Source organism: Streptomyces sp. MS19 (assembly GCF_047200595.1).
GTDB lineage: Bacteria > Actinomycetota > Actinomycetes > Streptomycetales > Streptomycetaceae > Streptomyces.
In genome coordinates this window covers 413,493-440,069 of sequence record NZ_JBJZOH010000001.1, presented here as the reverse complement: position 1 = coordinate 440,069, position 26,577 = coordinate 413,493, and the positions used below count along the sequence as shown (strand labels likewise).

At 73.4% G+C, this 26,577-nt stretch carries 25 protein-coding genes; 15 read left to right on the top strand and 10 right to left on the bottom strand.

All coding sequences use genetic code 11. The features are described 5' to 3' along the window. Window positions 1-132: 132 nt before the first annotated feature. From ACL02R_RS02060 to ACL02R_RS02050, 3 genes are all read right to left on the bottom strand, one after another. The gene (locus ACL02R_RS02060) at window positions 133-1,143 is read right to left on the bottom strand and encodes a LacI family DNA-binding transcriptional regulator (RefSeq protein WP_412795055.1); all 1,011 of its coding nucleotides are present in this window, start codon (window positions 1,141-1,143) and stop codon (window positions 133-135) included. Between the two features lie 111 nt (window positions 1,144-1,254). Continuing rightward, the gene (locus ACL02R_RS02055; protein ID WP_412795054.1) at window positions 1,255-2,190 is read right to left on the bottom strand and encodes a GNAT family N-acetyltransferase; all 936 of its coding nucleotides are present in this window, start codon (window positions 2,188-2,190) and stop codon (window positions 1,255-1,257) included. A gap of 301 nt (window positions 2,191-2,491) precedes the next feature. Continuing rightward, on the bottom strand, window positions 2,492-3,382 hold the full coding sequence (locus tag ACL02R_RS02050) for a lytic polysaccharide monooxygenase (protein WP_412795053.1): 891 nt from the start codon (window positions 3,380-3,382) through the stop codon (window positions 2,492-2,494). A 149-nt stretch (window positions 3,383-3,531) separates the two neighbouring features. Here ACL02R_RS02050 and ACL02R_RS02045 point away from each other — a divergent pair, with 149 nt between their 5' ends. Next, a complete protein-coding gene (locus ACL02R_RS02045) occupies window positions 3,532-3,915 on the top strand; it encodes a barstar family protein (protein WP_412795052.1) in 384 nt (127 codons plus the stop codon). 210 nt (window positions 3,916-4,125) lie between these two features. Next, on the top strand, window positions 4,126-4,734 hold the full coding sequence (locus ACL02R_RS02040) for an SUKH-4 family immunity protein (protein ID WP_412795051.1): 609 nt from the start codon (window positions 4,126-4,128) through the stop codon (window positions 4,732-4,734). Window positions 4,735-4,845: 111 nt separating this feature from the next. On the opposite strand, the gene ACL02R_RS02035 is transcribed toward ACL02R_RS02040, so the two are convergent. Then, window positions 4,846-5,373 carry a DUF6879 family protein gene (locus ACL02R_RS02035; RefSeq protein ID WP_412795050.1) on the bottom strand — a complete coding sequence of 176 codons (528 nt, stop codon included), beginning with the start codon at window positions 5,371-5,373 and terminating at the stop codon, window positions 4,846-4,848. A gap of 239 nt (window positions 5,374-5,612) precedes the next feature. On the opposite strand from ACL02R_RS02035, the gene ACL02R_RS02030 reads away from it, so the two are divergent. The 5 genes from ACL02R_RS02030 to ACL02R_RS02010 all read left to right on the top strand — a co-directional run bounded on the left by ACL02R_RS02030 (window position 5,613) and on the right by ACL02R_RS02010 (window position 8,293). After that, entirely contained in the window at window positions 5,613-6,827 is a 1,215-nt protein-coding gene (locus tag ACL02R_RS02030) for a helix-turn-helix domain-containing protein (RefSeq protein ID WP_412795049.1), read from the top strand. Window positions 6,828-6,922: 95 nt separating this feature from the next. Next, window positions 6,923-7,345: a hypothetical protein gene (locus tag ACL02R_RS02025; RefSeq protein WP_412795048.1), complete on the top strand. Its 423-nt coding sequence runs from the start codon at window positions 6,923-6,925 to the stop codon at window positions 7,343-7,345. Next, window positions 7,342-7,512, top strand: a complete 171-nt coding sequence (locus tag ACL02R_RS02020) for a hypothetical protein (RefSeq protein ID WP_412795047.1) — start codon at window positions 7,342-7,344, stop codon at window positions 7,510-7,512. Before ACL02R_RS02025 ends, ACL02R_RS02020 begins: the two co-directional genes overlap by 4 nt. Further along, the gene (locus tag ACL02R_RS02015; protein ID WP_412795046.1) at window positions 7,503-7,901 is read left to right on the top strand and encodes a hypothetical protein; all 399 of its coding nucleotides are present in this window, start codon (window positions 7,503-7,505) and stop codon (window positions 7,899-7,901) included. Before ACL02R_RS02020 ends, ACL02R_RS02015 begins: the two co-directional genes overlap by 10 nt. After that, the gene (locus ACL02R_RS02010; protein ID WP_412795045.1) at window positions 7,898-8,293 is read left to right on the top strand and encodes a hypothetical protein; all 396 of its coding nucleotides are present in this window, start codon (window positions 7,898-7,900) and stop codon (window positions 8,291-8,293) included. The genes ACL02R_RS02015 and ACL02R_RS02010 overlap by 4 nt, the downstream gene beginning before the upstream one ends. Window positions 8,294-8,368: 75 nt before the next feature. Here the strand turns inward: ACL02R_RS02010 and ACL02R_RS02005 are convergent, their stop codons facing one another. Continuing rightward, the gene (locus ACL02R_RS02005; RefSeq protein ID WP_412795044.1) at window positions 8,369-9,343 is read right to left on the bottom strand and encodes a lytic polysaccharide monooxygenase; all 975 of its coding nucleotides are present in this window, start codon (window positions 9,341-9,343) and stop codon (window positions 8,369-8,371) included. 1,207 nt (window positions 9,344-10,550) lie between these two features. On the opposite strand from ACL02R_RS02005, the gene ACL02R_RS02000 reads away from it, so the two are divergent. Then, window positions 10,551-11,045, top strand: a complete 495-nt coding sequence (locus ACL02R_RS02000) for a MarR family winged helix-turn-helix transcriptional regulator (protein WP_412795043.1) — start codon at window positions 10,551-10,553, stop codon at window positions 11,043-11,045. Window positions 11,046-11,315: 270 nt separating this feature from the next. Beyond that, on the top strand, window positions 11,316-12,515 hold the full coding sequence (locus ACL02R_RS01995) for an AMP-binding protein (RefSeq protein ID WP_412795042.1): 1,200 nt from the start codon (window positions 11,316-11,318) through the stop codon (window positions 12,513-12,515). 52 nt (window positions 12,516-12,567) lie between these two features. Here the strand turns inward: ACL02R_RS01995 and ACL02R_RS01990 are convergent, their stop codons facing one another. Continuing rightward, window positions 12,568-14,232, bottom strand: coding sequence for an FAD-dependent monooxygenase (locus tag ACL02R_RS01990; protein WP_412795041.1), 1,665 nt, complete (start codon window positions 14,230-14,232; stop codon window positions 12,568-12,570). A gap of 814 nt (window positions 14,233-15,046) precedes the next feature. Here ACL02R_RS01990 and ACL02R_RS01985 point away from each other — a divergent pair. The 5 genes from ACL02R_RS01985 (at window position 15,047) to ACL02R_RS01965 (ending at window position 20,747) form a co-directional block, all read left to right on the top strand. Next, a complete protein-coding gene (locus ACL02R_RS01985) occupies window positions 15,047-16,159 on the top strand; it encodes a ScbA/BarX family gamma-butyrolactone biosynthesis protein (protein ID WP_412795040.1) in 1,113 nt (370 codons plus the stop codon). A gap of 10 nt (window positions 16,160-16,169) precedes the next feature. After that, entirely contained in the window at window positions 16,170-16,871 is a 702-nt protein-coding gene (locus ACL02R_RS01980) for an HAD family hydrolase (RefSeq protein WP_412795039.1), read from the top strand. After that, complete coding sequence (locus ACL02R_RS01975) at window positions 16,868-17,971, top strand: 3-oxoacyl-ACP synthase III family protein (RefSeq protein WP_412795038.1); 1,104 nt, start codon at window positions 16,868-16,870, stop codon at window positions 17,969-17,971. The genes ACL02R_RS01980 and ACL02R_RS01975 overlap by 4 nt, the downstream gene beginning before the upstream one ends. Before the next feature lie 287 nt (window positions 17,972-18,258). Then, window positions 18,259-19,737 (top strand): MFS transporter, encoded by a 1,479-nt coding sequence (locus ACL02R_RS01970; protein WP_412795037.1) that lies wholly within the window; start codon window positions 18,259-18,261, stop codon window positions 19,735-19,737. Window positions 19,738-19,745: 8 nt separating this feature from the next. After that, on the top strand, window positions 19,746-20,747 hold the full coding sequence (locus ACL02R_RS01965; RefSeq protein ID WP_412795036.1) for a cyclase family protein: 1,002 nt from the start codon (window positions 19,746-19,748) through the stop codon (window positions 20,745-20,747). 227 nt (window positions 20,748-20,974) lie between these two features. On the opposite strand, the gene ACL02R_RS01960 is transcribed toward ACL02R_RS01965, so the two are convergent. From ACL02R_RS01960 to treY, 3 genes are all read right to left on the bottom strand, one after another. Further along, window positions 20,975-21,406 carry a MarR family winged helix-turn-helix transcriptional regulator gene (locus tag ACL02R_RS01960; RefSeq protein WP_362965911.1) on the bottom strand — a complete coding sequence of 144 codons (432 nt, stop codon included), beginning with the start codon at window positions 21,404-21,406 and terminating at the stop codon, window positions 20,975-20,977. 287 nt (window positions 21,407-21,693) lie between these two features. Next, window positions 21,694-21,936, bottom strand: coding sequence for a hypothetical protein (locus ACL02R_RS01955; RefSeq protein WP_412795035.1), 243 nt, complete (start codon window positions 21,934-21,936; stop codon window positions 21,694-21,696). A gap of 162 nt (window positions 21,937-22,098) precedes the next feature. Beyond that, window positions 22,099-24,537, bottom strand: coding sequence for a malto-oligosyltrehalose synthase (gene treY, locus ACL02R_RS01950; protein ID WP_412795034.1), 2,439 nt, complete (start codon window positions 24,535-24,537; stop codon window positions 22,099-22,101). A gap of 123 nt (window positions 24,538-24,660) precedes the next feature. On the opposite strand from treY, the gene ACL02R_RS01945 reads away from it, so the two are divergent. Beyond that, entirely contained in the window at window positions 24,661-25,890 is a 1,230-nt protein-coding gene (locus tag ACL02R_RS01945) for an SAV2148 family HEPN domain-containing protein (RefSeq protein WP_412795033.1), read from the top strand. Between the two features lie 17 nt (window positions 25,891-25,907). Here the strand turns inward: ACL02R_RS01945 and ACL02R_RS01940 are convergent, their stop codons facing one another. After that, entirely contained in the window at window positions 25,908-26,477 is a 570-nt protein-coding gene (locus ACL02R_RS01940; protein WP_412795032.1) for a GNAT family N-acetyltransferase, read from the bottom strand. Between the last annotated feature and the right edge of the window lie 100 nt (window positions 26,478-26,577).

Here is a 26,577-nt window from a genome sequence, read left to right as displayed (position 1 = left end):
CTGCACGGCACGCAAGGGACGCCTCCCTTCCGTGCCGCGGCAGACGTGACAGTAAAAGCGGGTTCGCAAGAAGTCAATGAGCTTGCGCAAAATGACGACTTGCGCGACGGGGTCGGCACGCTCCGGAAGGGGTCAGCCCGCCCGCCGGGGAGCGGCCGTCGAGCCGCGCAGGATCAGTTCCGGCTCGAACAGCATCGAGTCCGGGGACGGGGCGTGCCCCTGGATCTGGGCGACCAGCGCGGCCACCGCCGCGGAGGCCATGGCGGCGACCGGCTGCCGGGACGTGGTCAGCGGCGGGTCGATCGCCGCCAGGAACGGCGAGTCGTCGAACCCGATCACCGACAGGTCGTCCGGGACCCGCAGCCCCCTCCGCCGCGCCGCCCGGATCACGCCGATCGCCAGCGCGTCACTGGCGCACACCACGGCCGTCGCCCCCTGGTCGAGCAGCCGCGGCAGTACCGTCGCGCCGCCCTCCATGGAGAAGATCGTGTGGGACACCAGCGGTCTCCAGTCCTCGGCCGCCAGCCCCTTCCGGCCGAAGAACTGGGCGTATCCGCGCAGCTTGAGGGCGGACGGCACGTGCCCGACCGGCCCGAGGACCAGACCGATCCTGGTGTGCCCGAGCGCCGCCAGGTGGACGAGCGCCTGCTCGGCGGCCAGGGCGTCGTCCACGTTCACCTGCGCGAGGCCGAGGTTCTCGTCGGCGGCGTTGATCAGCACCATCGGGGTGCCGTCCCGCAGCCCCTTGCCGCGTTCCTCGCCGATGTCGGCGTAGCTGGCCGCGACGAAGATCAGCCCGGCGGCGCGCTGCCGCATCAGCTGGTCGATGGAGTGGACGTCGGGGCCGCCGTCCGGCGACCGGTTGCACAGCACGGGGATCAGGTCGTGGGTGTTCAGCGCGGTCGCCAGCGCCTGGGTGAACAGCGGGAAGACGGGGTTGAGCAGGTCCGGGATCACCAGCCCCACCAAGGGCGCGTGGTCCGGCCGGAACCGGGCCGGCCGTTCGAAGCCGTGGACGTCGAGCGCGGTCAGCACCGCGTCGCGCGTCCGCGGACGTACGTCGGCCGCTCCGTTGAGCACGCGCCGCACCGTCGCCTCGCTGACACCCGCGAACTCGGCCACCTGGGAGATTCGTTCGTTCACGCCATGACTCTATAACCAGCGATGCAAAAAATGAACAGAACTCTGCAATTGACTTACGGGTGCTGAGGGTGGCGCGGTGCGTGGACGGCGCACCGCGCTACCGGCGGGCAATCACGCCACGGCGGGTCCAGGCGGCGCCAGGTTGTACGTGACCTGCGCGACCGGGTAGCCCGCGCGGGCGAACGCCTTGGCCATCCCCACGTTCCCGACGTCCGTGGACGCCACGATCCGGTCGGCGCCCCCGGCGGCCAGCGTGTGTGTGCACTCGGCGAGGAGGTCGTACGCGTACCCGTGCCCGCGCTGCTCCGGCACGACGCCGATGAAGCCGACGATCGGGGCGGCCGGGTTGTGCGCGGGCACCTGGATGCCGACGAGTTCGCCCTCCGGGGTGTACGCCAGGCGCCACCACTCGCGGGGGGACGGGCACCAGCGGAAGAAGTCAAGCTCCTCCTGCGCGGCCTGCTCGACGCCGCCCTCCGCGACGGCCCGCAGGGCGTGGGCGTCCAGGGTGACGCTGTGCACGCGCCGCAGGGCCTCCAGGACCCGTTCGTCGTCCGGCTCGGGGCGGAAGACGAGGCGGCCGGGCCGCTCCGGCAGCCCGTCCGCCGGGCGCCACACGTAGCGGTAGCGCTCGACCATGAAGGTGTAACCCGCCGCGGTGGCGGCGTCGATACGGGCCTGCCCCTCGGCCCGTACGCGCGGGTCGTCGCGCCAGCCGGGCGGCAGCAGCAGGTTGAAGTCGCCGCGCAGCGGGGCACGCCGCAGCAGCTTGGTCCCGGCGGCCGGGTCGGTGAAGTCGAACCAGTCGAGGACCTTGGGCTCGGTGTCGTCCGGACCGGCCCAGAACGCGGCGCGGGCGACGACCTTCCCGTCGCGTTCGGCGACCCACGTCCACTCGGGACGGTACTCGCCGCCCTCGGCGAGCGTGGCGTACGTGTCGCGGGGCGGATCGAGCAGGGCACGGCCGACGAGCCCGGCGTGCGGGAGCGACGTGAACAGCGCGGTCGCCTCGTCCTCGACGAGGTGACGGATGACCAGATCGGTCATGGGGGGAAACCTTCCGGAAGCGGTGGTGCGCGCCTCCGGGTCAGCCCGGTATTCGCCCGGGACAAGGGAGGCTGGGGAGACGCGCGGCGGTGATGACGTACATGGCGGCGCCTCCTTCCTGCTCCTTGTGGGGCGTGCTGAGTACGGTACTCCGTTCGAGTGCCGGGGAACACCTGTTTTCTCTCCCGTCCGGGACGGGTGGGACAGGAGTGCCCCGGAGCCGGTCCGCCGCCCGAGCGGGGGCTGGGAGGTAGGGGCGGCGGACCGGGGCTCCGGGGCGTTGCTGCGCGGTGCGGCTGTGTCAGCCGATCAGCCCCGGCAGCAGCGCGTCGCGGACGGACTGGGCGGCCGTGCCGACGGCCGGGGCGGTGCCCGTGCCGTGGTGGGCGGCGTGGCCCGTGTGGTCCGCGTGCTCGTCGGCGGCCGCGGCGGCGTCGGCGGCGGCCGTGTCGGCGGCCGAGACACCCGGCACCGTGACTTCTCCGTTTCCTCCGTCGAAGGTGACGTCGGAGCAGCTGTAGAAGGTTTCCTGGCTGTCGGAGCGTTGCCAGACGGTGTAGATGATGTGGCGGCCTTGTTTGTTGGTGGGGAGTTGGGCGGTCCAGTAGTACTCGGATTCGGGGTTGCCTACGGAGCCGCGGTAGGGGGGGTTGGTTTCGGAGTGGAAGGGGGTGTTTTCGATGTCGTCCCAGGTGAGGGGTTGGGTGGGGTCCCAGCTGTCTTCGGTGATGTACTGGTGGAAGGTGCCGGGGTGGTGGGCCCAGGGGTTGTAGGTGAACTCGTAGGTGTCGCCTGCGGTGACGTGGGTGTAGGGCCAGTCGGTACGCGGCAGGTCGAAGCCGGAGAAGTCGTACACCGTGGCACCACCACTGCACAGTTCGCCGTCGGGCACGAAGCCTTCGGTGCGTCCCGCGCCGTCCGAGCGCAGGACGGCGAACCAGTTGTAGAACGCGTTCGCGCCGCCCTCGGCCAGCGCGGCGGCGCAGGCCGGGTTCTGCGGGTTCATGGCTCCTGTGCTGTCGATGCTGTACTTCCAGCACAGGTACGTGCGGCTGCCCGGGTCCATCGGGGCACCGTGCGCCGAGGCGGCGCCGCCGGTGAACATCACGGCGGCCATCGCTGGCACGCTCGCCAGCGCGGTGATCATGCCGAGCCTGCGCGCGCGTCCGCGCCGTTTGGTCTGGTCTCTCATCGCGTTGCGTCCCTTCGCCGGATGAGGTGGGGGAAACCGTGGGGGAAGACCTGCGAGTGGGAGCGCTCCCAATCGGACCGTAGCCCCGTCCGCCCGCCGCTGTAAAGGGTCATGACACGACCCGGGCCGAGGGGCATAGCCTGTGCCGCGTGACAGTGCGATACGTGCTGGACGGCAGCCGCGTCGGGACGCTGGAGGACTTCTGGCAGGTCGCGGGCGAGAGCATCGGCTGCGGCGGCTATTTCGGGCGGAACCTCGACGCCTTCGCCGACTGCCTCCGCGGCGGCTTCGGCACCCCGGACGACCGCGACTTCGTCATCGAGTGGCGCGACCACGAGACCTCCCGCCGGAACCTCGGCCACCGGGAGGCCGCGCGCCAACTGGAGAAGTGGCTCGCCCGCTGCCACCCGGCGCACAGGGACCACATGACCGCCCGCCTGGCCGAAGCCCGCGCGGGCCGCGGCCCGACAGCGTTCGACTGGCTGGTGGACATCATCGAGGAAGAGGCCCCCGGGACCCTGCGACTCCACTGACGGGGTGACGAGTTCGCCGGTGTGGGTGCCCGCATCCCCGTCCGCAGCTCAGGAGGCGCGGCGCGCCTGCGGGAACCGCAGTCGCAGTGGTGCTGCGGGGCGGCCGTCCCGATACCGGGCGGAGTGTGGAACGCGGCCGACGCGGGCCTGAGGCGATCATGGTTCCCCGGGCCGACAAGTGCCGAGGTCAGGCTTGCTACGATCAGCCCCGTGGTCAACCGGATCGAGCCCGCGACGGTCACGCACGCGGAGTTGGTGTCGGCGTTCGGCTCGCTCTGGGTCGAGACGATGCCGCCGGAGGTCGCCGAGCGGCACTTCACCAACCCCGGGGATCGGCGCCTGCTGACCGAGGTGGGCCTGCCCAGCTCACTGTTGGGCCAGGTGTATTTCGGCAACGTCCGGATCGATCCACCGCAGACCATCAGCCAGGCCCTCGACACCGGGACTCCGGGCAAGCTCGCGCCGGAGGTCCGGGACGACATCGTGATCGCCGTGGGCATGGGCGGTTGGGCCTGCATGTCGCGGGTGGACAATCGCGTCTACTGGTACGAGCCAGGGGACAGCGACCGGAAATTCGGGCTGATCAACACGTCCCTAGAGCGATTCCTCCAGATCGCATACCGGCTCCGGGTGGAGTTCAAGGACATCGACCTGCTCCACAGCGCGGACGAGGACGAATCGGAGGAAGAGATCGCGGACGAACTGCGCCGCCTGGTCGGAGAGATCCGCGAAGTCGATCCGCCGTCCTTCGACAGCCCGGCCATGTTCTGGCAGCACGTGCTGCTCTTCGCGCTGGAGGCCCTCGCGTCGGATCAGTGACACCGGGCTGGTCAGCGTCCTCCGACGCAGCCGTGGCCGACCACCCAGAAGTCGTTCTTCTCGTTCACACCCGCGCTGTCCACCCTGGGACTCGGACACGGTCGATCCGGTTCAGTGGACGTCGGAGTCGGCGTGGGGTGTGGCGCGTTCCCATACTGCGTGGAAGGCGCTCGCGCACAGCTGGGCCACGGCGGTGGTCTGCACGAGTTCGTGTCCGGTGAGGTGGCCGTCGCCGTCGAAGTGGCCGAAGCGGACGAGGTGTCCGTCGAAGAGCCAGAAGTCGTTGCCTGGCAGAGCCAGGTCGGATGCCGCGTGGCGGGGGAGCCAGCGGACGTCCTCGCCGGCGGCGAGGTTGACGGGCGTCCCCGCGTGCTCGAAGCGGATGTACTCGGACGCCGGTAGGGAGACGACGCGCGCCCGCCGGACGGTCACGCCCCGCGCGACGGCCCGGCGGACGATCCCGGTCCAGCCGCGCCAGTACGGGGAGTCCGGATCGGTGTCCCGCAGCCCGGTCGCCCACCACCGCGCGAACTGTCCGTTCTCCGGGGCCACCGCGTAGACATCGCGCATCTCCAGATGAACAGCCGTCTCCCGGGCGGAATCCATGAGGTCAGCGATGGGCGGGACTTTCGAGGGCATCTGGTGCCTTCCTGCCTGTGGTCGCCGTGCGGCACGGGACGCGGATGATCGTTTCATGGCAGGGACGCCCGCCGCCTGGCCGGAGGCCGCTCGTCGCTCGCGGGCGCGTGTCGCCTGGTGAATCCGTCGGCGACGCACATGGCGAGGGGGCCCGCCCCATACTCTGGCAGTGTCGAGCTGTTCCTGAGAGGGGCGAGGCCGTGTCACCTGCTGGTACCCCGAACCCGTACGACGCGCCGATGACCTTCGGCCAGCGTATGCAACTCCTGCGCGAGCGCCGAGGCATGAGCCGTCCCGTGCTCGCCGGTCTCGTAGGGAGGTCCCCCTCATGGGTGAAGCAGGTAGAGGCCGGTACGCTCCACCTCCCCCGGTTGCCGATGATCCTCCGCATCGCCGAGGCCCTGCGCGTCCGGGACCTCGCCGAACTGACCGGTGCGCAGTCCCTGCCCGCGGACTTGTTCATCGGCCCGGGGCACGACCGCCTGCCCGAGGTCGCGGCGGTCATCAACGCGTATCCGTTCAGTTCCCCGGAACGGGAGGCACCGCCGACCGCGCATCTCTCGGCGCGGCTGTCCCAGGCGTGGAAGGCGCGGCACACCGCGCCGAACCACCGCGAGGTCATCGGCCGACTGCTGCCTGACCTGATCCGCGACGCCCAACTCGGGGTGCGGCAGAGCGAGACGGGCGCGGAGCGGCGGGCGGCGCAGGCGGTCCTGGCCCAGACGTACAACCTGAGCCAGTTCTTCCTGGCCTATCAGCCGGAGTCGGCGCTGCTGTGGCGGGTGGCCGAGCGGGGCATGGTAGCCGCGCAGGAGTCCGACGACCCACACGCGATCGGCGTGTCGGCCTGGCTGATGGGGCAGGCGCACCGGGACACCGGTCCGTCGCACTACGAGGCCGCCGACGCGGTGACCCACGCCACGCTTCGCTACCTTGAGCCGCTGCTGCCGGACGCCACGACCGACGTGCTGGCGATTGCCGGGGCGCTGCGCTTCGAGGCCGGATACACCGCGGCGCGCCGGGGGGACACCGGCACTGCGTGGGGATGGTGGGACAAGGCGCGGGCGGTGGCCGAGCGGCTGCCGGAGGACTACTACCACCCCGTCACCAGTTTCTCGCGGGCCATCATGGGCGCCCACGCGGTGACCGTGGCCGTCGAGCTGCGGGCGGGCGGGGAGTCCGTGCGGCAGGCCGCGACGGCGGACGCGACCGCGATTCCCTCCCGGCCCCGGCGTGCCCGGCACCGGATCGAGGAGGCCCGGGGCTACCAGCTCGCGGGCGAGCCGGACATGGCGCTGGCGACGCTGGAGAAGGCGTACCACGCCGCCCCGGAGACGATTCGCTGGAACGGTTACGCCCGGCGCATCGTTCTGGAGGAGGCCGACACCCGGGCACCAGCTCGCCGCCAGCGCGCTGCGGCACTCGCTGTGAAGATCGGCATCCTCGCAACCTGAACCCGCGTTCGAGGGGCAGATTCTCTGCCCTTTCCTCAACCTAGCGAGTCCTACGGTCGGTGACCATCTGATCGCCGTCGATGCCGAGGGACTCCATGCACACTGCATCCTCCAACCGAATGCCCGCTTGGCTGCCGCTTGATGGGCGTGTGTGGATAAGGCCGTTGGGTGAGGGGTTCGATGCGGTGCGGGTGCCTCTGTTGCAGGGGTTGTACGTGCTGCCGCGTCTGGCGTTGACGGGGTTGTCGGGGCCGGTGGTGGAGGACCCCGTGCAGGGGGTGTTGCACTGGCTGATCCCGGCCGGGGATGCGACGGCGCGGTGGTGGCCGGTCGGTGTGACGCCGTTGGGGCGGGGGTCGTTGCTGGCGATTCCGTCGGTCGGCAGTGTGCGCGGGCCGTGGGACGGTGATGGTGGGAGCGAGGTGCGGTGGCTGGGGATTCGGCCGTACGGGGATTGCCTGACCGATCCGGATGTCCTGTACGGGGCGCTGTGCCGGGTGTTCGGGGAGGCGCCGTGACGGACGACCGTTTCTGGCCGCCGGAGCCCGCGCCGGTGCGTGACCCTGACCCGGAGATCACCGTCATCACCGGACTGGAGGGCCCGGTCTGGCTGCCGGTGCACCGCGTGCCCGAACCCCCGGCCGGCCTTCACAGCCTGGACGGGGGTGAGGGGCCGTGCGAGTGATCCGGCGCTGCATGTACTGCGAGGCCACGACCGGTGAACTGGTGGCCGTCGCCCGGACGCCGGTGGGGGACGGGGCCGGGGTGTGGACCTCGCACGCGTGCCACACCTGCCGGATCGGTGCCCGCCTCGTCCCGCTGGCCGCCCATCCGACTGGCTCCCAGGGCGGGTTGCACTACTGGCCCGACCTTGTGCCGCACGAACTGGTCGCCAGGCTGGCCGGGTTGGGCGACGCCCCCGAGCTGCGGGCGGTCTGCGACCGGCTGTTCCCCGCCGTGGCGGCGGCGACCTCGCGTGTGGTGGCCGGGCGGGACAGGGGCGCGGCCGTCGTGGCGTCGCACGCGGCGGTGCTGTCCCTCTGGGCGGCTGCCCCGCAGGAGGAGCAACGGTGACGGGCGACGCGGAGCCCGTTCGCCTGCATGACGCGCGGCTGTTCCCGGGCGGCGGCGGTCGCGACGACACGGCGGCCGCCCGCGACTGGATGCGGAAGACACTCGACACGCACGGCCTGTCCGCCGCGTGGCCCGTGGCGGACGCCCTGATCACCGCCGCCCGCACCCGGCGGCCCTGGTGGCTCAGCCTCCGCGCGGACGAGTCGACGGTCGTCGTGCAGATCCTCCGGGCGCGCACCCACCACGCGTTGCGGCTCCCCGACCCCATCCCCGGCCTGGCGGACGGCGTCCGCCACACCTACGGCACCGCACGCACGCCGGACGGCCTGTGCCTGTGGGCGACCATCGCCACCGGCCCCGTCATACCGCCGGGCGTGGACGACCACCACTGACCGCCGATGCCCCGCCGCCCCGGCGCCGGAACAGCCCCGCCCTCCGGGGAGGACGGGGCTGTGGGGGAGCGGGGGTCAGGAGACGCCGCAGCTCAGGATGGTCTGGGCGTTCGGTGGTGAGCCGTTGGAGGTGAAGCCGAACGTGGTCGAACTGCCCGCCGACAGCGAGCCGTTCCACGCCGCGTTGCTCACCATGACGTGGTCGCCGTGCGCGGTGAGCGAGCCGTTCCAGACGCTCTGGACCGCGTTGCCCGTCGCCTGGTTCCAGGACGTCGTCCAGTTGGAGATCGGGCCGTCGCTCGTGTTGGTGACGCGGATCTCGGCCTGGAAGCCGCCGTTCCAGCTGCTCACCGTGCCGAGGGACGCGGTGCAGTCGGGCTCCACCGGGTCGGGGTCCGGGTCGGGGCCGGGGCCGGGACCCGGGCCCGGGTCCTCGCCGCCGCCGGCGCCGGGGACGGTCACCTCTCCGTTTCCTCCGTCGAAGGTGACGTCGGAGCAGCTGTAGAAGGTTTCCTGGCTGTCGGAGCGTTGCCAGACGGTGTAGATGATGTGGCGGCCTTGTTTGTTGGTGGGGAGTTGGGCGGTCCAGTAGTACTCGGATTCGGGGTTGCCTACGGAGCCGCGGTAGGGGGGGTTGGTTTCGGAGTGGAAGGGGGTGTTTTCGATGTCGTCCCAGGTGAGGGGTTGGGTGGGGTCCCAGCTGTCTTCGGTGATGTACTGGTGGAAGGTGCCGGGGTGGTGGGCCCAGGGGTTGTAGGTGAACTCGTAGGTGTCGCCTGCGGTGACGTGGGTGTAGGGCCAGTCGGTACGCGGCAGGTCGAAGCCGGAGAAGTCGTACACCGTGGCACCACCACTGCACAGCTCGCCGTCGGGCACGAAGCCCTGGGTACGGCCGCCGCCGTCCGAGCGGAGCACGGCGAACCAGTTGTAGAAGCCGTTGGCGCCGCTCTTGTTGAGGGCGGCCCGGCAGGCGGGGTTCTGCGGGTCCATCGCGCCGCTGCTGTTGATGCTGTACTTCCAGCACAGGTACGTGCGGCTGCCCGGGTCCATCGGGGCACCGTGCGCGGAAGCGCTGCCACCGGTGAACAGGACCAGGCAGAGCGCGGGCAGTGCGGCCAGGAGGGTCAGGAGTGCGGATTTCCTGAGCCGGGGGCGGGGGGTCGACCGGTCTCTCATCGCGTTGCGTCCCTTTCGCCGTGATGAGTGAGTGGCTCGTGGTGACAGAGGTGGGAGCGCTCCCATGCCGTGCCGTGAACGTAGCGCCGGGTAGGGGTCGTGTAAAGGCTTCGCGCGTGGTCGGTGGCGGGGTGCCCCCGCGCGGAGGAACGATGCGCCGTGAGTGAAGATCCCGGGGGCGAATGGGCGCCTCCACCCGTGTGTCTCCCTGTGTACGGTGGGTGAACTCTCTTCCCTAGCCGTCGAATCGGCCGGGCCGCCGGGCGCCGCCCGTCCGGTGTACGGGGCGGATTGGCCGCCGAATGCGGCACGGCACCGGACCTCCGCCGTCGCCGCCGCGACCGGATGCGCGACGTACCCGGCCGCCGTCTTTCCGATTTCCCGTCCGAGTCGCACTGGTGCGCAAATCCTGTGCGCGACGCCCGGGTGGAGTTCACTCGAAGGATTTCCGCCGCCTCGGCCCCGCATTGTCCCCCGAGGTGCGGAAGACGCCGCCGCCATCGCGTAAGTGCCCTGCCTTAGCCGCCTGTTGTGACGGGCACCGGCCGGGCGCCCGGGACGTACGCCGCCGCTCGCTCTCCGTCGCCGGACGCCGGACCGCCCTCCCGGCGCCGCCCACGGCCCGTGGCGACATAGGGGGCGACAGCCGGCGATGCCGCCCGCCCGCGCGGCCGTTCGTCACCGCCGGTGATCCCCGCCCCCCGCGCGCCGGAGTCCCGGACTCACGGAGCGTGGCCCGGCGGCCGGACCCCGGGTCCCCCTCCGCGCTTTCCGCCGGAACGGCGCGGACCATGCTTATGCGTATGGTCCACGCGCGGCCCCGCGCCGTACGGCCGCCGCATTCGCCCCCCGCGCCGGAAACGGCGGGCGAAACGGCCGGTCCGCCCGCACGGTCCCCGCTTCCCGGGTTTGCGGCGTCGTCCGACTGCCGCTTGGCAAAGGCTTATTGATACTCTTCCTGTCGTCTTCCCCCACACTTCACTCCCGACTTCCGTCCTCTTCCGGCCGCCATTCCGCCGCGCGCGATAGCGGCGGTATGCGGTCTTGTCCGCCGGGAAACCATCTACATAGCGTGGTTGATATGCCCCTTCCCCTACACGAGCGCATCGGCCACCGCATCCGGAGGGTCGAGCAGGAACTGGTCTCGGCGAAGCACTCGGTGCTCCGTCCCTTCAAGGTCAATGTGCCGCAGTACCACGTGCTGCTGGCCTTGTCCCAGGAGTCGGGACTTTCCGGCGCGGCGCTCGCCCGCAGATGCATGGTCACCCCACAGACCATGTCGTCGGTTCTCTCCACCCTGGAGAACCGGGGACTGGTGGAACGCAGACCGCACCCCGTCCACCAGCATGTCCTGGAGAGCCGCCTCACCCGCAGCGGCCGTTCGCTGATCGACGAGGCCGACGCCGCCGTGGCCGAGGTCGAGGGGCGGCTCACCGCCGCCTTCTCGCCCGACGAGGCCGGCTGCTTCCTGGCGGCGCTCGACCGCTGCTCGGAGGCGCTGGCCGCCGGTCCGGCCGGACCGGCGGGCCGGGCCCCGACCCCGTCGGCCGCGTCGCCGCCCGAGCCGGGGGAGTGACCCCGTACCGGCCGCCGCCGCCATGGGTAACTGGACGGTAAATTTCCGCTCCGCCCGCCGGAATGCGCGCTTTTCCGGCCGAACGCCCACCGCGTGCCGCGCGCTTCGCGGATCGCGCACACGATGTACCTATCGGAAACCAGATCCGGCCAATTCGGGGGTATGTTATCGAGAGCGGTGGGGGAGCCCTAGCGGTCGTTGCGTGCGTTCGTCTGTAGTGGAGGTCCACAACAAATGTCGTCCACGAAGCGGTCATCCGGCGTTGTCGGGGTGGGAGTCTCCACGACGCACCTGGAGTTGATACTGCGCGGCGCACGGCGCGTCCCCTCGCTCAACCGCAAATACCCGGGCGTCCCCGACGACGCGCGGGAGCCGCTGACCCTGGAGGACCTTCCGGTGCTGACCCCGGTCGAACTGTCGGTCGCGACGGAGGAACTGCTCAGCGCCAGCCGCCCCGACGACGGCTCGGTGGTCTACGCGAGTGGCGGCACGCTGGAGCGGCCCAGCCTGAGCCTGCTGCCCGAGGACATGTTCGTGAAGGAGGTCAGGAACGCGTGGCACGCCCTGCGGCACGGTGACCTCCTCGCCAACTTCTTCTCGCCGGGGCGCCACTGGCCGCTGCACGCGTTCTACAACCGCCTCGCGTCCCGCAGCGGCGCGACCGCCCTGTCCGTCGGGGACATGCCGGAGGGGCAGTTCGGGCGCTGGCTCGCGCTGTGCGCGCGGTACGGGGTGAACGCCGTCGCCGCGCCGCCCGCCGTTGTACGGCACCTGCTGCGCCACCGCGCGGCCGGGCACCAACTGCCGTGGCTGCGCAAGCTGTTGATCGGCGGGGCGTTCCACGACCGCACGCCCGTCGCCGACATCGCCCGGCTGCTGCCCGGCGTCCAGGTGTGGCAGCTGTACGGCTCCGCCGAGGCCTGGCTGGTCGGCCACCGCGGCCCCGGCTGCGCCGAGGGCGTCTTCCACACCCTGCCCCACCAGCACGCCGAGATCGACGAGGGCCGCATCCTCGTCACGACCACCGGCGTGCGCCGCGCGCCCGCGCTGATCCGCTACCTGATCGGCGACCGGGGCGAGAGCGCCGACTGCGCCTGCGGCCGGTCGGGGCGTGCGATCCGGGTGCTGGACCGGATCGCGCCGTCCGTGGTCCTCCAGGGCAGCGCCGTCCGGGCCCGTGAACTGGTCGATCTCGCCCTCGCCACCGGCGACGTGACGGCCGCGCAGGTCGCGGTGCTCACCGCGCCGGGCGGCGACGACCGGCTCGAACTGCGGGTCTGCCTGTCCGACGGCGTGCCCGACGACCAGTACACCCGCGAGTGGATCAGGCACCAGGTCCTCGACGGGCATCTGGCCCTCGACGCCGCGCTGTGCGAGTACGCCGACGACTTCCAGGTCGTGCCGGTCGAGCGCCTGGAGTGCCGCGGCGCGGGCGAGCCGCCGGTGCTGGTGCGCGAGGCGGCCGGGTGAGGCGGCGTGCCGTCGGCGCGCGGGCGCCGGCGGCCGTCCCGTTACGGGCGTCTCACGCCGTGACGGCGGCCGCGCCTGGCCGCCGGACGGCCCGCTCCGCCGGTGCGCCGCCGCCCGGGTCCGACGCGCCGAGCACCGCCGCCAGTTCGGCCCGCAGCCGCTCGGTGTCGCCCGCGTGCCCGTGCGCGGCGACATGACCGTCGGGCCGGATCAGGTAGTACCCCCGCCGTCCGCAGCCGGTCACGCGCCGCGCCGTCGCGAGCGGCAGGTCGACCAGGCGCAGCCGGGGCCGGTCCGCCGCCACCGCCGCGAGCCGCGCGCGCCAGCCCGCCGCCGAGGAGGGGCGCACGACGACGAGGCTCCAGCCCATCGGGTCCGCGTCCGGGCCCGCCACGCCGAGCGGCACGGCCAGTTCCCTGGGGAAGACCGCGCCCACCCGCAGGCGCCCGGGGAGCCTGCCGAGCAGACGGCACGACGCGCCGCGGTCGCCGGGACGCTGCGTCTCGCGCACGACGGGGTACGCGATCCTGCGCCCGGCCATCACCGGCGCGTACAGCCGCGCCATCGCGCCCGTGCGGTCAGACAGCCGGAACGCGGCGTCCCGCACGACGACTTCGGCGCGCCGCTGCACCATCCAGGCGCGGGTCTGTATGTCGGTGTCCCGCACGACCTGGTGGGCGACGGAGGAGCGCTCGGGGCCGTAGCTGAGCAGCAGTTCGGGGGGCGCCTCGCCGCGCAGGACGGCGGCGATCTTCCAGGCGAGGTTGTGCGCGTCCTGCATGCCGGTGTTGAGGCCTTGGCCGCCCGCCGGGCTGTGGATGTGCGCCGCGTCGCCCGCGATGAAGACGCGCCCGAGCTGGAACTCGTCGGCGTGCCGCGCGTGCACGCGGAAGACGCTCTCCCACACGGGGTCCACGATCCGCACGCCCGCCGGGCCGCGTTCGTCCACGATCCGCTGCATGCTCCCGACGCTCACCGGCTCGCCTGGCGCGAGGCTGCTGAAGAAGCGGAAGACGCCGTCGGGCAGCGCCACGATCACCAGCGCGCCCGCCGGAGACTGGTAGTACAGCGCCTGGTCGCGCGGCAGCGAGCCCTCGATCCGCGCGTCCACGAGGGCGAACGCCGACTCGTACGTGCTGCCCTTGAAGCCGGTGCCGATGAGGCCGCGCACGGTGCTGCCCGCCCCGTCGGCGCCGATGACGAACGCGGCCCTGGTCCGCTCGACGCGCCCGTCCGCGTGCTCCAGGATGGCGGTCACGCCGTCCACGGCGTCCACGCGGCCGGAGAAGTCGAGCCCGTCGAAGTTCAGCAGCCGCACGCCCCGTTCGACCGTGCCGCCGAGGCGCGTCAGCGCGTCGCGCAGGACGTCCTCGGTGCTGTTCTGCGGCAGGCAGACCGGCGCGAGCGAGGGCGTGAACGGGAAGGTCGCCAGCAGGTCGCGCTCCGAGTAGTAGCTGAACGCGTTGATGTCCAGGCCGCGTGCGCGCAGGTCGCCGAGTGCGCCGAGGTCCTCGAAGAGGTCGAGGCTGCGCGGCCACATCAGCAGCGCCTTGGGGAACGGGGACGGCGCGGGCGCCCGGTCCACGATCCGCACGCGTACGCCGCGGCGCAGCAGTTCGCAGGCCGCCATCATCCCGACGGGGCCCGCCCCCACGACCAGGACGTCGTAGCCGGTCGGCGGGGTGCCGTCCCGCCGGTCCTCAACCGCGCTTCCCATACCCGTGACTCCCATCCGATTGACGGCAAGGATCAGATCTCTTATGGTCATTCGAGATCATAGGCCAGATCGACATCTGAGACCAGGGGAGCGGCTCGATGACCGACCTCGTGAGTGCCGCGGCGCCGGTGACGGCGCCCCGGCCGGAACGGGCCGGGGCACGACCGGTGCCGCCCACCGCGAACCGGGCGGGCCATCGCGCCCCCCGGGGCGGGACGGCACCCCTGGCCGCGGCGTCGCGTCCGGCCGCTGATCCGCTCCCGGACGGGAGCGCGGACCATTGGGGAGGGAACGCGACCGGGGCACCGTCCTCGGCACGCGTTCCCATGGCCGCGCCTCCCGCCGCGCCGGTGACCCGGGGCAGCGGCCCCGGCATGTCGCCCGGCCGCGCCGCACCGCCGGCGCGCCACGGCGCCTCCGGGACATCGGCCAGGGCATACGCCCCGCCGGTCCCGCCCCCGGGCGGACCGGCCGGCCCGCACCGGGCCGCACCGGCGCGCCGGACACCGCAGTCCGGCGGCGCCGCCACGGGCTCCGCGCCGCGGAGCCGGCTCAGCGACGAGCCGTCGCCCCCGCACGCCCCCGCACCGCGGGCGGCGTCACGCGCGGACACCCGCGGCCCGCACCGCACCGACCCGGCCGTCCGATGTGCCGGCGACAGCGCCCCCATGGAGGCGGTCACAGCCTGAGCGGTCCCGCGACCGCGACCCTTCCCAGGGCCACCGGTGCCGCGTGCGCACCGCCCTGCCCGATTCCCGTAGCGGCACGTACCAGAAGCGAAGGACTGATACTTCGACCACGAAAGGCCGGCTACATGAGCATCACCTCCTCCACCCGCCAGGCGGCGCGCACGCTGCCCGACGGGCCCCAGCTCGACTACAGCCGCACGGTGGACCGGCTCCTCGTGCACCGCGACGCGCTCGGTGAGGTCTTCCTCACCGACCTGAGGCGGATCGACGAAGAGAACTACGTCGCGGCGGCCCAGCTGCCGCGCTCCCACGCCTACTACGGCGACCACCTGCTGCGCCCCAGCGCCTACGACCCGCTGCTCATCGTCGAGGCGTGCCGCCAGGCCAACCTGGCCGGCGCCCACCGCTTCTACGCCGTCGCCGAGGACGCCAAGTTCATCCTCACCCACATCGACCTCGACCTGACGCACCCACGGGCCGTCGTTGTCGGCACCGCACCCTTACCCCTGGCGATGCACGTCCGCATCGTCCGCCGCAAGGAGCGCGACGGCCGGGTCACCGGGCTCGACTACGCCATCGAGCTGTCCGTCGCCGGAACCGTCGTCGGCAACGCCGAGATGGGCCTGCGCTTCAAATCCCCCACCGACTACCTCACGCTCCGACTCGGCAACCGCGGCGGCCTCCCGCTGCCGTCGTCCGCCACCCACCCGGAGACCACCCCAGGCACCCCGGTCGCCCCGCACCTCGTCGGCCGCGCCGCGCCGGAGAACGTCGTCCTCGTGGACGCGCTGACCTCCGACGGCGCCGCCCGCGCCGGGCTGCGCATCCCCGCCGGGCACCCCAGCATGTTCGACCACCCGCAGGACCACCTGCCGGGCATGGTCATCACGGAGGGCGCGCGCCAGCTGGCCCTGCTCACCGCCCTCGACCTGCACGGCATGTCGGCCGCCAAGGTCGTCCCGACGTCGCTGTCCGTGCGCTTCACCCGCTTCGGCGAGCTGGAGGACCCGACGGTCCTGACCGCCCGCGCCGGCGAGCACGTCCGCGTGGACCCCGCCGACGCGGGCGTCCACTACACGCAGGGCGGCGTCCTCGACCTCGGCGAGGACGTCCCGGGCGCGCCCGGCCCCGCCGCCGGCGCCCCGCTCGAACAGCTCCCGGTACGGATCGAGGCGCACCAGCGCGACGAGCGCCTGTGCGTCATCGACATCACCCTCACCCGCGTAGCGGTCCGCTAGGAGGACGGCAGTGCACGAGAACACGACGGCTGCGGTGGCGTTCTCGGACGTGGACGAGACGCTGATCAGGCTCAAGAGCATGTTCGGCTTCCTGGAGTTCTACCTGGCACGACGCGGTGAGCCCGCCGGTACGTACGAGCGGCTGACCGCGGAGATACGGCGCGGCGCGGACAGCGGTGTCCCACGCCACGAGATCAACCGCCGCTACTACCGGTTCTACGAGGGCGAGAGCGCCGCACGCCTCGCCGCCGCCGGGCGCGACTGGCACACCCGCGAGGCCGCGCGCGGCCTGTACGTCCCCGAGGTGCGGCGCGCCCTCGACGCCCACCGGGCGGCGGGCGAGGCGGTCGTCCTCGTCTCGGGATCGTTCTTCGCGTGCCTCGACCCGATCGCCGAACGGACCGGCGCGGCCCGCGCGTTCGGCACCCGCCCGGTGATCAGACGCGGGCAGCTCACCGGTGAGGTGCTCGTGCCGATGATCGGCGCCGCGAAGGGGCGCGCCGCGCGCGTCACCCTGGCCCTGCGGGGCAGCGACCCGGCCGTGTGCACGGCCTACGGGGACCACATCAGCGACCTCGACCTGCTGCGCGCCGTCGGCCGCCCGGTCGTCGTCGGCGAGGACGCCAGGCTCGGCGCCCACGCGGACGCGGCCGGCTGGCGCCGGCTGCCCGTCGCCCCCGCGTCCCGCCCCGAGGAACTGGAGACCGTATGAACCGCATAGGCATCCTGGGCACCGGTTCCTACCTGCCCAGCGTCGTCGTCACGAACGAGGAGATCGCCCGCGGCGCCGGCGTCACGGACGAGTGGATCACCCGCAAGACCGGCATCCGCGAACGGCGGCGCGCCGAGGAGCGGCAGGCGACGTCCGACCTCGCCGCGGCGGCGGCCGACCGCGCCCTGCGCCAGGCCGGGGTGCGCCCCGACCAGGTCGCGTACATCGTGCTGGCCACCTCCACGCCCGACCAGCCGCAGCCGCCGACGGCGAGCTTCGTGCAGCACCTCATCGGCGCGTCGAACGCCGCCGCCTTCGACGTCAACGCGGTGTGCAGCGGCTTCGTCTACGCGCTGTCCCTCGTGGAACGCGTCCTGCGCGCCGACCCGGAGTCCGAGGGGCGCTACGGGCTGGTCATCGGCGCGGACATCTACTCCCGCATCCTCGACTACTCGGACCGCAAGACCGCGATCCTCTTCGGCGACGGCGCCGGGGCGGTCGTCCTGGGCCGGTCGCCCGAGGGCGACCGCAGCGGCATCCTCTCGACGAGCCTGATCAGCCGCGGCGACCAGCACCGGCTGATCGGCGTCCCGGCCGGGGGCAGCCGCCTGCCGGCCAGCACCGACACCGTCGAACAGGGCTCGCACTTCTTCCAGATGGACGGCCGCGGCGTGCGCAGCTTCGTGCACGAGAACCTGCCGAAGGCCGTCCACGGGCTGCTGCGCTCGGCCGGTGTGGCGCCCGAGGACGTGCGGCACTTCGTCCCGCACCAGGCGAACGGCGTGATGCTGCGCGAGGTCTGGCCCGACCTGGAGCTGGTGAACGCCACGCTCCAGCTGACCCTGGAGCTGCACGGCAACACGGGCGCCGCGTCCGTGCCCGTCGCGCTGGACGAGATCCACCGCCGCGGCGAACTGACCGAGGGCGACACCGTGCTGCTCTCCGCGTTCGGCGGGGGCATGGCGGTGGGCTCGGCGCTCGTCAGCTGGGGCAGGACCAGGCACGCGCGACCCGGGCACGCCGTGGAACGCGAGACGGCCGTCGTGCCGCAGCAGCGGCGCCCCGGCCAGCGGCTCACACCCGCCGCGATCGCCGGCTGACCGACCCGCCTCCACCCCCCACCGGTACGGCGCGGCCCGGTCTGCCACGGGCCGCGCCGTACCACCCGCGCCGTAACACCCCCTCTGCGCACGGCACTTGACTGTGGCAACGCGCCACAGCATAAGATGCCTTATGAGAAGCAGGGGCCTTATGAATGCGCCGCCTGCCTGCCGGAGGCGGCGCCGCGCCGTCCGCCGGGACGGCGACGCCCCGGGAGCCCCAGCGGCCCCGGCCCGTACACCGACCACCCCTCCTGACTGTCCCGAAGGAATGCCGAGGTTCCCCCATGGCTGAACGAGCGGCCCCCGCCCGCGAGGACGGGCCCCCGGTCATGACGACCGCGCCCGCCCGCGAACCCTGGACCGTCGCGGTCGTCGTCTGCCTCTCCGCCGCGCTCCTCCCCATCTCCCTGACCGGTGGCGCGCTCGCCGCGCCCGAGGTCGGCTCCGACTTCGACAGCGGCGTCGCGGCCACCCAGTGGGTCGCCAACGCCTACATGCTGACCTTCGCCGCCTTCATGGCGGTGACGGGCTCCCTGGCCGACCGGATCGGCCGCCGCAAGCTCTTCCTCGGCGGCCTGGCCGCCTTCGCCGCCGCCGGGTTCCTGGCCGCCGCCGGGCCCTCGGTCATCGTCGTGGACCTGGCCCGCGCGCTCGCCGGGGCGGGCGCCGCGAGCGTGATGACGTCCGGCAGCGCCGTCCTCGCCGAGGCCTACACCGGCCCGCGCCGGCCCCGCGTCTTCGCGCTGCTCGGCACGTCCATCGGTCTCGGCCTCGCCCTCGGCCCGCTGATCGGCGGCGCCTTGATCGCCCTGGGCGGCTGGCGGACGCTGTTCGCCGTCATCGCCGGGATCGCGACCGTGATGCTGCTGGTCGCCCCCGCCCTCGTCCGCGAGTCGCGCGGCCCCGAGGGCGAGGTGGACTGGGGCGGCGGCGTCGCGTTCACCGCCGGTCTCGCCGCGCTGATCTTCGCCCTCGTCCAGGCGCAGCAGCTCGGCTGGACCGACCCCGTCGTGCTGCTGGCCGCCGTGCTCGGCGCCGGGCTGCTCGGGCTCTTCGGGGCGATCGAACGGCGGCGCCCGGAGCCGCTGTTCGACGTGTCGCTGCTGGCGCTGCCCAAGTTCCTGGCCGTGTGCGTGGTCCCGACGGTGCTGGCCTTCGGGTTCGTCGCCCTGCTGGTGGTGCTGCCGCCGTACCTGGGCGCCGTCGAGGGTGCCGACTCGGGCGAGGTCGGCCTGTCGCTCGCCGCGATGACGGTGCCGACGCTGGTCGTGCCGATGTTCGCCGGGCTGCTGGCCCAGCGGCTGGCGCCCCGCGTGATCCTGGCGCTCTCCCTGCTGTTCCAGGCGGCGGGCGCCGCCTGGCTCACCGGCGGCTTCCACCCGGTGGCCGTCGCGCTGGTCGGCGCCGGGTTCGGCCTGTCGCTGACGATCCTCGACGGCACCGCCGTGTCCGTCGTCGACCCCGGCCGCAGCGGCATGGCCGCCGGGCTGTTCAACACCGTACGGCTCACCGGCGAGGCGGTCGGCATCGCCGCCGTGGGCGCCGCGCTGTCCACCTTCCTGCACGCCAGGGTCGGCGACTCCGACGCCGCCGCGCTGCTGCGCGGCGAGTCCGTGGGAGAGCTGTCCGCCGACTACACCGGAGCCCTCGCCGTCGTCCTGTGGACGGTCGCCGGGCTCTCCCTCGCGGGGGCCGCCGTCGTGTGGCGCCTGCTGTCCCAGCCAGAACCCGCGCCGGTCGCCGAGCCGGCCGTCCTGACGTAAGGATCGCCATGTGCAGTCCCGCCCTGATGCGCCGGATCACGATGCCCGCGCACGCCCCCGGCACCGGCCCTGACCACGCGCACGGTCACGCGCACGGTCACGCGCACGCCGAGACCGGCGCGTCCGCCCCGGAGCGCGCCCACCACGTGCACGCCCGCACCGCGCACGACGACGGGGCCTCCGCCCGTTCCGCCGGTGCCGGACGGCTGGTGGGGCGCCGCAACCTCTTCCGGCTCTCGGCGGCCAGCGGCGCGGGCATCGCCGCCGGTGCGGCGATGAGCGGCGTCGCGAGCGCCGAGAGCGTCACGGCGGCGCTGTCGCGCAACCCGCGGATCGCCGACCTGACGCACGAACTGGGTGAGGACTTCCCGGTGTTCTGGCCGCTGGTGCCGCAGCCCGAGTTCCACCAGACGCGCTCCATCGACGTGGACGGCTTCAACGTCCTGGAGCTGAAGATCGACGAGCACTCCGGCACCCACATCGACCCGCCGGGCCACTTCCACGAGGGCGGCCTCACCGTGGAGAAGCTGCCCGTCGAGTGGCTGGTCGCCCCGCTCGCCGTGATCCGCATCGCGGACCGCGCGGCGCGCGACCCCGAGACCGGCCTCACCGTCCGCGACATCAGGCGGTACGAGAGCCGGTACGGGCGGCTGCCCGCGCGCTCGGTGGTGGCGATGGACTCGGGCTGGTGGCGGCGCGTCAACCGGCCGGGCGCGTACAACAACCAGGGCGCGGACGGCCGGTTCCGCTTCCCCTGCATCATGCCGGAGGCCGCCGAGTTCCTGGTCGAGGAGCGGAACGTCGTCGGCGTCGCCGTGGACACCAACAGCCTCGACGGCGGCAACGACGCGCCCACCTCGCACCAGATCCTGCTGCCCGCGGGGAAGTACGGCATCGAGAGCATCGCCGCGCTGGACACCGCGCCCGACCGCGGCGCGCTGCTCGTCGTCGGCGCGCCGAAGCACCGCGGCGGCTTCGGCGGCCAGATCCGCGCGCTCGCCCTGTACTGACCCGGCCCGACCGACGCACCGGCGCCGGCCCGCGAGAACGCGGCGCCGGCGCCGCGCCGTCTCCCCCTCCGCCCCGCCTGTCCCGCCCCACGCACGGACGCGTCACAGCACCTGACGACCCGTCAGAAAAGCAGGCGCACGCGTCCCCGTGCACCCGCGCGCCTTTCCCGTGATTTTTCTCCGGTTTTCCCGCGGCTTTACCCGGCGGGCGGCCCGCCGGGCGCCCCTCAGTTCTCCAGCGCGCTGGAACAGCGGTCCAGGTACTCCTGGAACGAGGCGATCTCCTCGGGCGTGAACAGGTCGCTCAGCCGCTGCTCCACGGCCACCGCCGCCTTGTCCGCCTTGCGCAGGCGGCTCCTGCCGAGCGCCGTCAGACGCGTCTCCAGGACGTGGTGGTGCGTCGGGTGCGGCAGCCGTTCGACGAGCCCTTCCCGCTCCATCGTGCCGAGCACCGCCGACATGGTCTGCGGCGTCACCAGGCAGCGGCGCGCGAGACCCGCGCCGGTCAGGCCGGGTTCGGTGGACAGGACCAGCAGCACGGTGTACTGCGGGACGGTCAGGCCGAACGCCTGGACGGCCGCGTGCTTGGCCGCGATCAGGTGCTGTTCCGCCCGCTTGATGTGGTGGCCGATACGGTCGTCGACGGAGAGTTTCGTCACAGTGCTTCCCGCTTCACGGTAGGGCCGTTGCCTGTGATCTCGCGGAGAACCGCCCTGTCACGGGGCTCGGACAGATGCATGGCCCCAGTATGTCCGGCCCGCCGCCACGGTCGAGCCCGCCCCTCGTGCCCGCCCCCTGAGAGATCCACTTCTTGTTCGTTATCTTATACCCATAAGGTAGCGATGAGTCAGGGCTCGTGCGGATGAACGTGCATCCGGTACCGGGGCAGCAGAAGACCGGCGGGCCCGGGGGCCCGCCGGTCTCGGCGTGGGGGGACGGAAGCGCGTTACTTCTTCCAGAAGGCTTCCTTCTTGGCGGCGAACTTCATGCCCGCGCTGAAGCAGCCCTCGTCGTAGTAGAGGTCGCCGTGGGAGATCCCGGCGTGGATCTGGCAGGTGGCCACCCTCGCCGCGCCCTCCACCTCGGCGGACTTCCCCGCCTGCGAGCCGTGGGCGAGGGCGCCGCCGGCGGTGCCGACGACGAAGGTGGCGGCCAGCACGCCGCTCGCGAGCGCGGTACGGATACGCATGTGTCTCCTCCTGCGGATGGGCTTTCGGCACCGGGCGCGGTACGCGCCGCCGGGCTGAGGCGATCGTTCCGCAGCGGCACGCGGCGCCCGGCGCAGCCCCGGCGGGGTGTCACCGGCACGAGTGACCGCGATACGTGCGAACGGTCCCGCCCGCCCCCTCCGTCAGTCCTCGCGTGCCAGCAGCGCCACCGGCGCGGCGGCGAACAGCTCCGCCAGCTGCACGGCCCCCGTCACGCGGCGGCCCGTCGGCAGGTCGCGCCACGTCCCCGGCGGCAGCGGCAGCGTCGTCCCGCCCCAGCCGCCCGCCGTCGCGAGCCGCGCCGACAGCCGGGTGACGGCGGTGACGACCCGCCCGGCGCGCGTGAACGCCAGGCAGTGGTCCGCCGCTTCGCCCTCGGCGGCCAGCGCCCCGTACGCGCCGCGCTCGCCGAACCAGCCGGGCTGTTCCCGGCGCAGCCGCAGCGCCATGGCCGTCAGCCGCAGCTTCTCGTCCGCGAGCCCCAGCGCCCCGTCCCGCGGTACGCGCCCGGCGTGCCCGGCGGCCTCGGTGTCGAGCGCGGCGAGCCGCGCGACGGGCAGCGCCGGAAGCCGCCGGTTGTCCGGGTCCACCAGCGCCACGTACCGCGTCTCGCTGCCCCGGTAGACGTCGGGGACGCCCGGCATCGTCAGGTGCACGAGCGCGCCGCCCAGCACGTTGGCCCGCACCAGGGGCGCCATCGCCTCGGCGAACACGTCGAGTTCGGCGCGCGCCGCGCCCTCGGGACCGGCGGCGACGAACCGTTCCACCGCCGCCTCGTACGCCTCGTCAGGCTCCGTCCAGGTCGTGTGCAGCGCCGCCTCGCGCACGGTCTTCAGCAGCGCCGCCGTGAGGCGCCCGCCGTCCGGCTCCTCCGTGCCCGCGAGCGCGTACGCCGTCTGCCAGGCCGTCCACGCGAGCTGCGGATCGGGGGCGCGCACGCCCCCGCGCGCCGTCTCCTCCGTGAGCCGCACGACGAGGTCCGCCCAGCCGTCCGGGACCTCGGAGAGCGCGGCGAGCGCCGCCCGCACGTCGCCGCTGCGCTTCGTGTCGTGCGTGGACAGCAGGGTGCCCGTCAGCGGCCAGTCGCGCTGGAGCCGCAGGCAGAACGCGTGGAACGCGTCGGGCGTCACCGCCGGGGCGTCCGGCTCGCCCCCCACCTCGGCCGCGGACAACAGCGGCGCGTACCGGTAACCCGCCGTGTCCTCCACCGACTTCGCCCGCAGCGCCGACGACACCTGCGCGAACCTGACGCGGAACCCGTCACCCACCGCGCCGTACCTGCCCAGCGCCAGATCGCGCACGGTGTCCACCGCCGCCGCCTCCCCCGGCACCGCGAACGCCGCACGCGCCCCGTCCGCCGCCGTCGCGAGCAGCGCCTCGTCCACCGGCGACGCCGGGACGCCTGCCGCGACATACGGCCGGTACACCGGCAGCCGCACCAGCACCTCCACCAGCGCCGTCCGCAGCGCCCACGGCGCGTGGTCCCGCAGCCGCAGCCCCGGCAGCTCCCGGCACACCGCCTCGGCCGCCCGCGCCAGGCGGCCCGTCTCGGCGGCCAGTTCGTGCGTGATCATCCGGTACGCGGCGCGCCGCACCGTCGGCCCCCACTCGCCGCCCTGGTCGGGCGGGGCGCCGGTGAACGTCCGGTAGCTGTCCGCGAGCCGCTCCGCGCCGTCCCCGTCGGTGAACACGGCGTCCACGTACCGCCGCGCGTCGTACCCGGTCGTCCCGGCGATCGGCCACGCCGCGGGCAGCCGCTCCCCGGCGGCGAGGATCTTCTCCGCCACGATCCACGCGCCGCCCGTGCGCTCGTGCAGCAGCCGCAGGTAGCCGCCCGGGTCGGCGAGCCCGTCCGGATGGTCCACGCGCAGCCCGTCCACCAGGCCCTCGTCCACCAGCCGCAGGACCGTCGCGTGCGTCTCCTCGAAGACGGCCGGGTCCTCCACGCGCACCGCGATCAGCTCGGAGATCGAGAAGAAGCGGCGGTAGTTCAGCTCGGTGCGCGCCAGCCGCCACCACGCGAGCCGGTAGTGCTGGGCCTCCAGCAGGTCCGGCAGGGGCAGGTCCTCGGTGCCCGGCCTCAGCGGGAAGCGGTGGTCGTAGTAGCGCAGCGTCCCGTCCTCGACGGCCAGCGCGTCCAGCTCGCCGCCCAGCGGCCCGCCGAGCACCGGCAGCAGGACGCGCCCGCCGCCCGCCGCCCAGTCGATGTCGAACCAGTGCGCGTACCGCGCCCCGGGCCCGTGCCGCAGGACGTCCCACAACGGCGCGTTGAGATCCGCCGCCGCCGGGACCGCCATGTGGTTGGGCACGATGTCGAGGACCAGCCCGAGACCGTGCCGCCGCGCCGTCGCCGCGAGCGCGCGCAGTCCCTCCTCGCCGCCCAGTTCGGCCCGCACGCGCCGGTGGTCGGTCACGTCGTACCCGTGCCCCGAGCCCGGCACCGCCTCCAGGACGGGCGACAGGTGCAGGTGCGAGACGCCGAGGGAGGCCGCGTACGGCACGATCCGCTCGGCCGCGGCGAACGGGAAGTCGGTCTGGAGCTGCACCCGGTACGTGGCCGTGGGGGGCCGGCGCGGTGTCATGAAGTGCCTCTGCCCACGGCGCCGCCGGCGCAAGCGCGGGTGATCGCCCGGTCGGCTGCGGCGCCGCCGCGCGCCGCAGTAGGCTTCCTTGATCCATCAGCGGGGCGGAAGGCGGTGCAGGCGGTGAGCTCTTCGGGGCTGGAACTGCCCTCGGGGAACGGGGAGGAGACCGCCGAGGCACACCCGGGAGCGGTCCCCGTGCCCCGCCCGGTCGAGATCGGGGCCGATCTCGACTGGACGGCGGAGGACTGGTCCGAGGTGCGCACCCGCGTGGAGCGCGCCGGACGCGCGTACGTCTGGCTCAACCTCGTCGAGCAGCGGCTGCGGTCCGTCGTGGCCGCCGTCCTGCGGCCGGTGTACGAGCCGGTGCACGGCGAGGAGTGGGAGGTCGCCGCCGCCGGGCCGACCGGCCAGGAGTGGGTGCAGCGCGCGGCGGCGCTGCGCGAGGTCAGCCGCCGCAAGGGACATCTGCTCGATCCTGCCGATGACACGGTGCTCGCCTTCCTGACGCTCCCTCAGCTGCGTGAACTCATGGTGCAGCACTGGCCCTGCTTCGCGCCGTATTTGGACAACCGCCGCGAGCTGGAGCTGACGCTCGACGAGCTGGAGGTCGCCCGCAGCGCCGTGAGCCGCAACCGGGGGATGAGCCGCGCCGTCCTCGACCAGGCGGAACGCGGCTGCGCCCGGCTGCTGCGGCTGCTCGACTCCGGCGCCCCCTCCCCGGCGGGACGGCTTCCGGCGGACGCGGTGGAGCGGCTCGTCGGCGAGCGGTTCACGGACGTGGCGGGCGTGCACCCGGACCGGGTGCGGCTCCAGCGGCAGCTGCCGGCGGAGGACCTCTTCGGCGGCGCGCGGCGGCTGGACGCGGTGGGCATAGGCCTCGGCCTGCTGGTGCAGAACTACCCGGGGCGCCGGCTGGTCAGGCTGGCCGAGTCGGGCTGCCGGGTGCGGCTGCTGTTCCTCAACCCGGCGGGTGGCGCGATGCGGCGCCGCGAGCGCGAGCTGGGGCTGAAGCGGGGCGAGCTGGGGCGCTCGGTGGAGACGAGCATCCTGCACGTACGCCGGGTGCGCGCCCGCGTGCGCGACCCCGAGGCGTTCGAGATCCGCGTCTCGGACGACACGCCCCGCTTCAGCGCGTACTTCGTGGACGCCGACGGGCCCGGGGGAGTGGCGGTCGTGCAGTCGTACCTGCGGCGCAGCCGGGGCATGGAGACCCCGGCGCTGGTGCTGCGGCGCGCGGGGCGCGAGGTGATAAGGCGCGACGACCCGGCGGCGGACGGCGAGCTGACGCTGTTCGAGACGTACCGGGAGGAGTTCGAGTGGGCGTGGGAGGACTCCCGGCCCGTCTCGTGACGCGGCGGGCGGGCCGCTCAGTCGTCCGCGAGCCGCGCGTGCAGTTCGACGTCGTGGCGGACGTCCCCGTACCGCAGCTTGCCGCGCTGGACGCCCTCGGGGAGGAAACCGGCGGCGCGCGCGACGCGGCAGGACGCCGGGTTGTCGATCCTGTGTCCCAGCTCCAGGCGGTACAGGCCGAGGTCCCCGAGGCACCAGCCGGCCAGCGCCCGCAGCGCCGAGCTCGCCACGCCCCGGCCCCGGGCGGCGGGGACGGTCCAGTAGGAGATCCAGCCCGAGTCGTGCGTGCGGTTGACGGAGCCGACCGCCGCGCAGCCCACCAGCGCGCCCCGGTCGGTGACGGCGAAGGAGTACGCGAGCCCTGCGGCCCGTTCGGCGTCGCGCCTGGCCAGCCAGTGCGCGGCGGCCACGTCGTCCACGGTGCCGCCCTCCGGCAGGGGCTCGCCGAACTGCCGGTGCATGAGGGGCGCGGCGAACGCCTCGCGCACCGCGTCGCGGTCGCCGGAGGTCCACAAGCGCAGGAGCAGGCCGGTGTCCGTGGTGAGGGTGGCGAGGGTGGTGTCCGGTTCTGCTCGCTGTTCGATCATAAAAGAACCCTAGTGTTTAGAATCGGTCGACCGACAGCGGGATTCTGCTGACGGCAGGACACGCTTCCCGACGGCCGCGCGCCTGGCCCATCGTGGACCC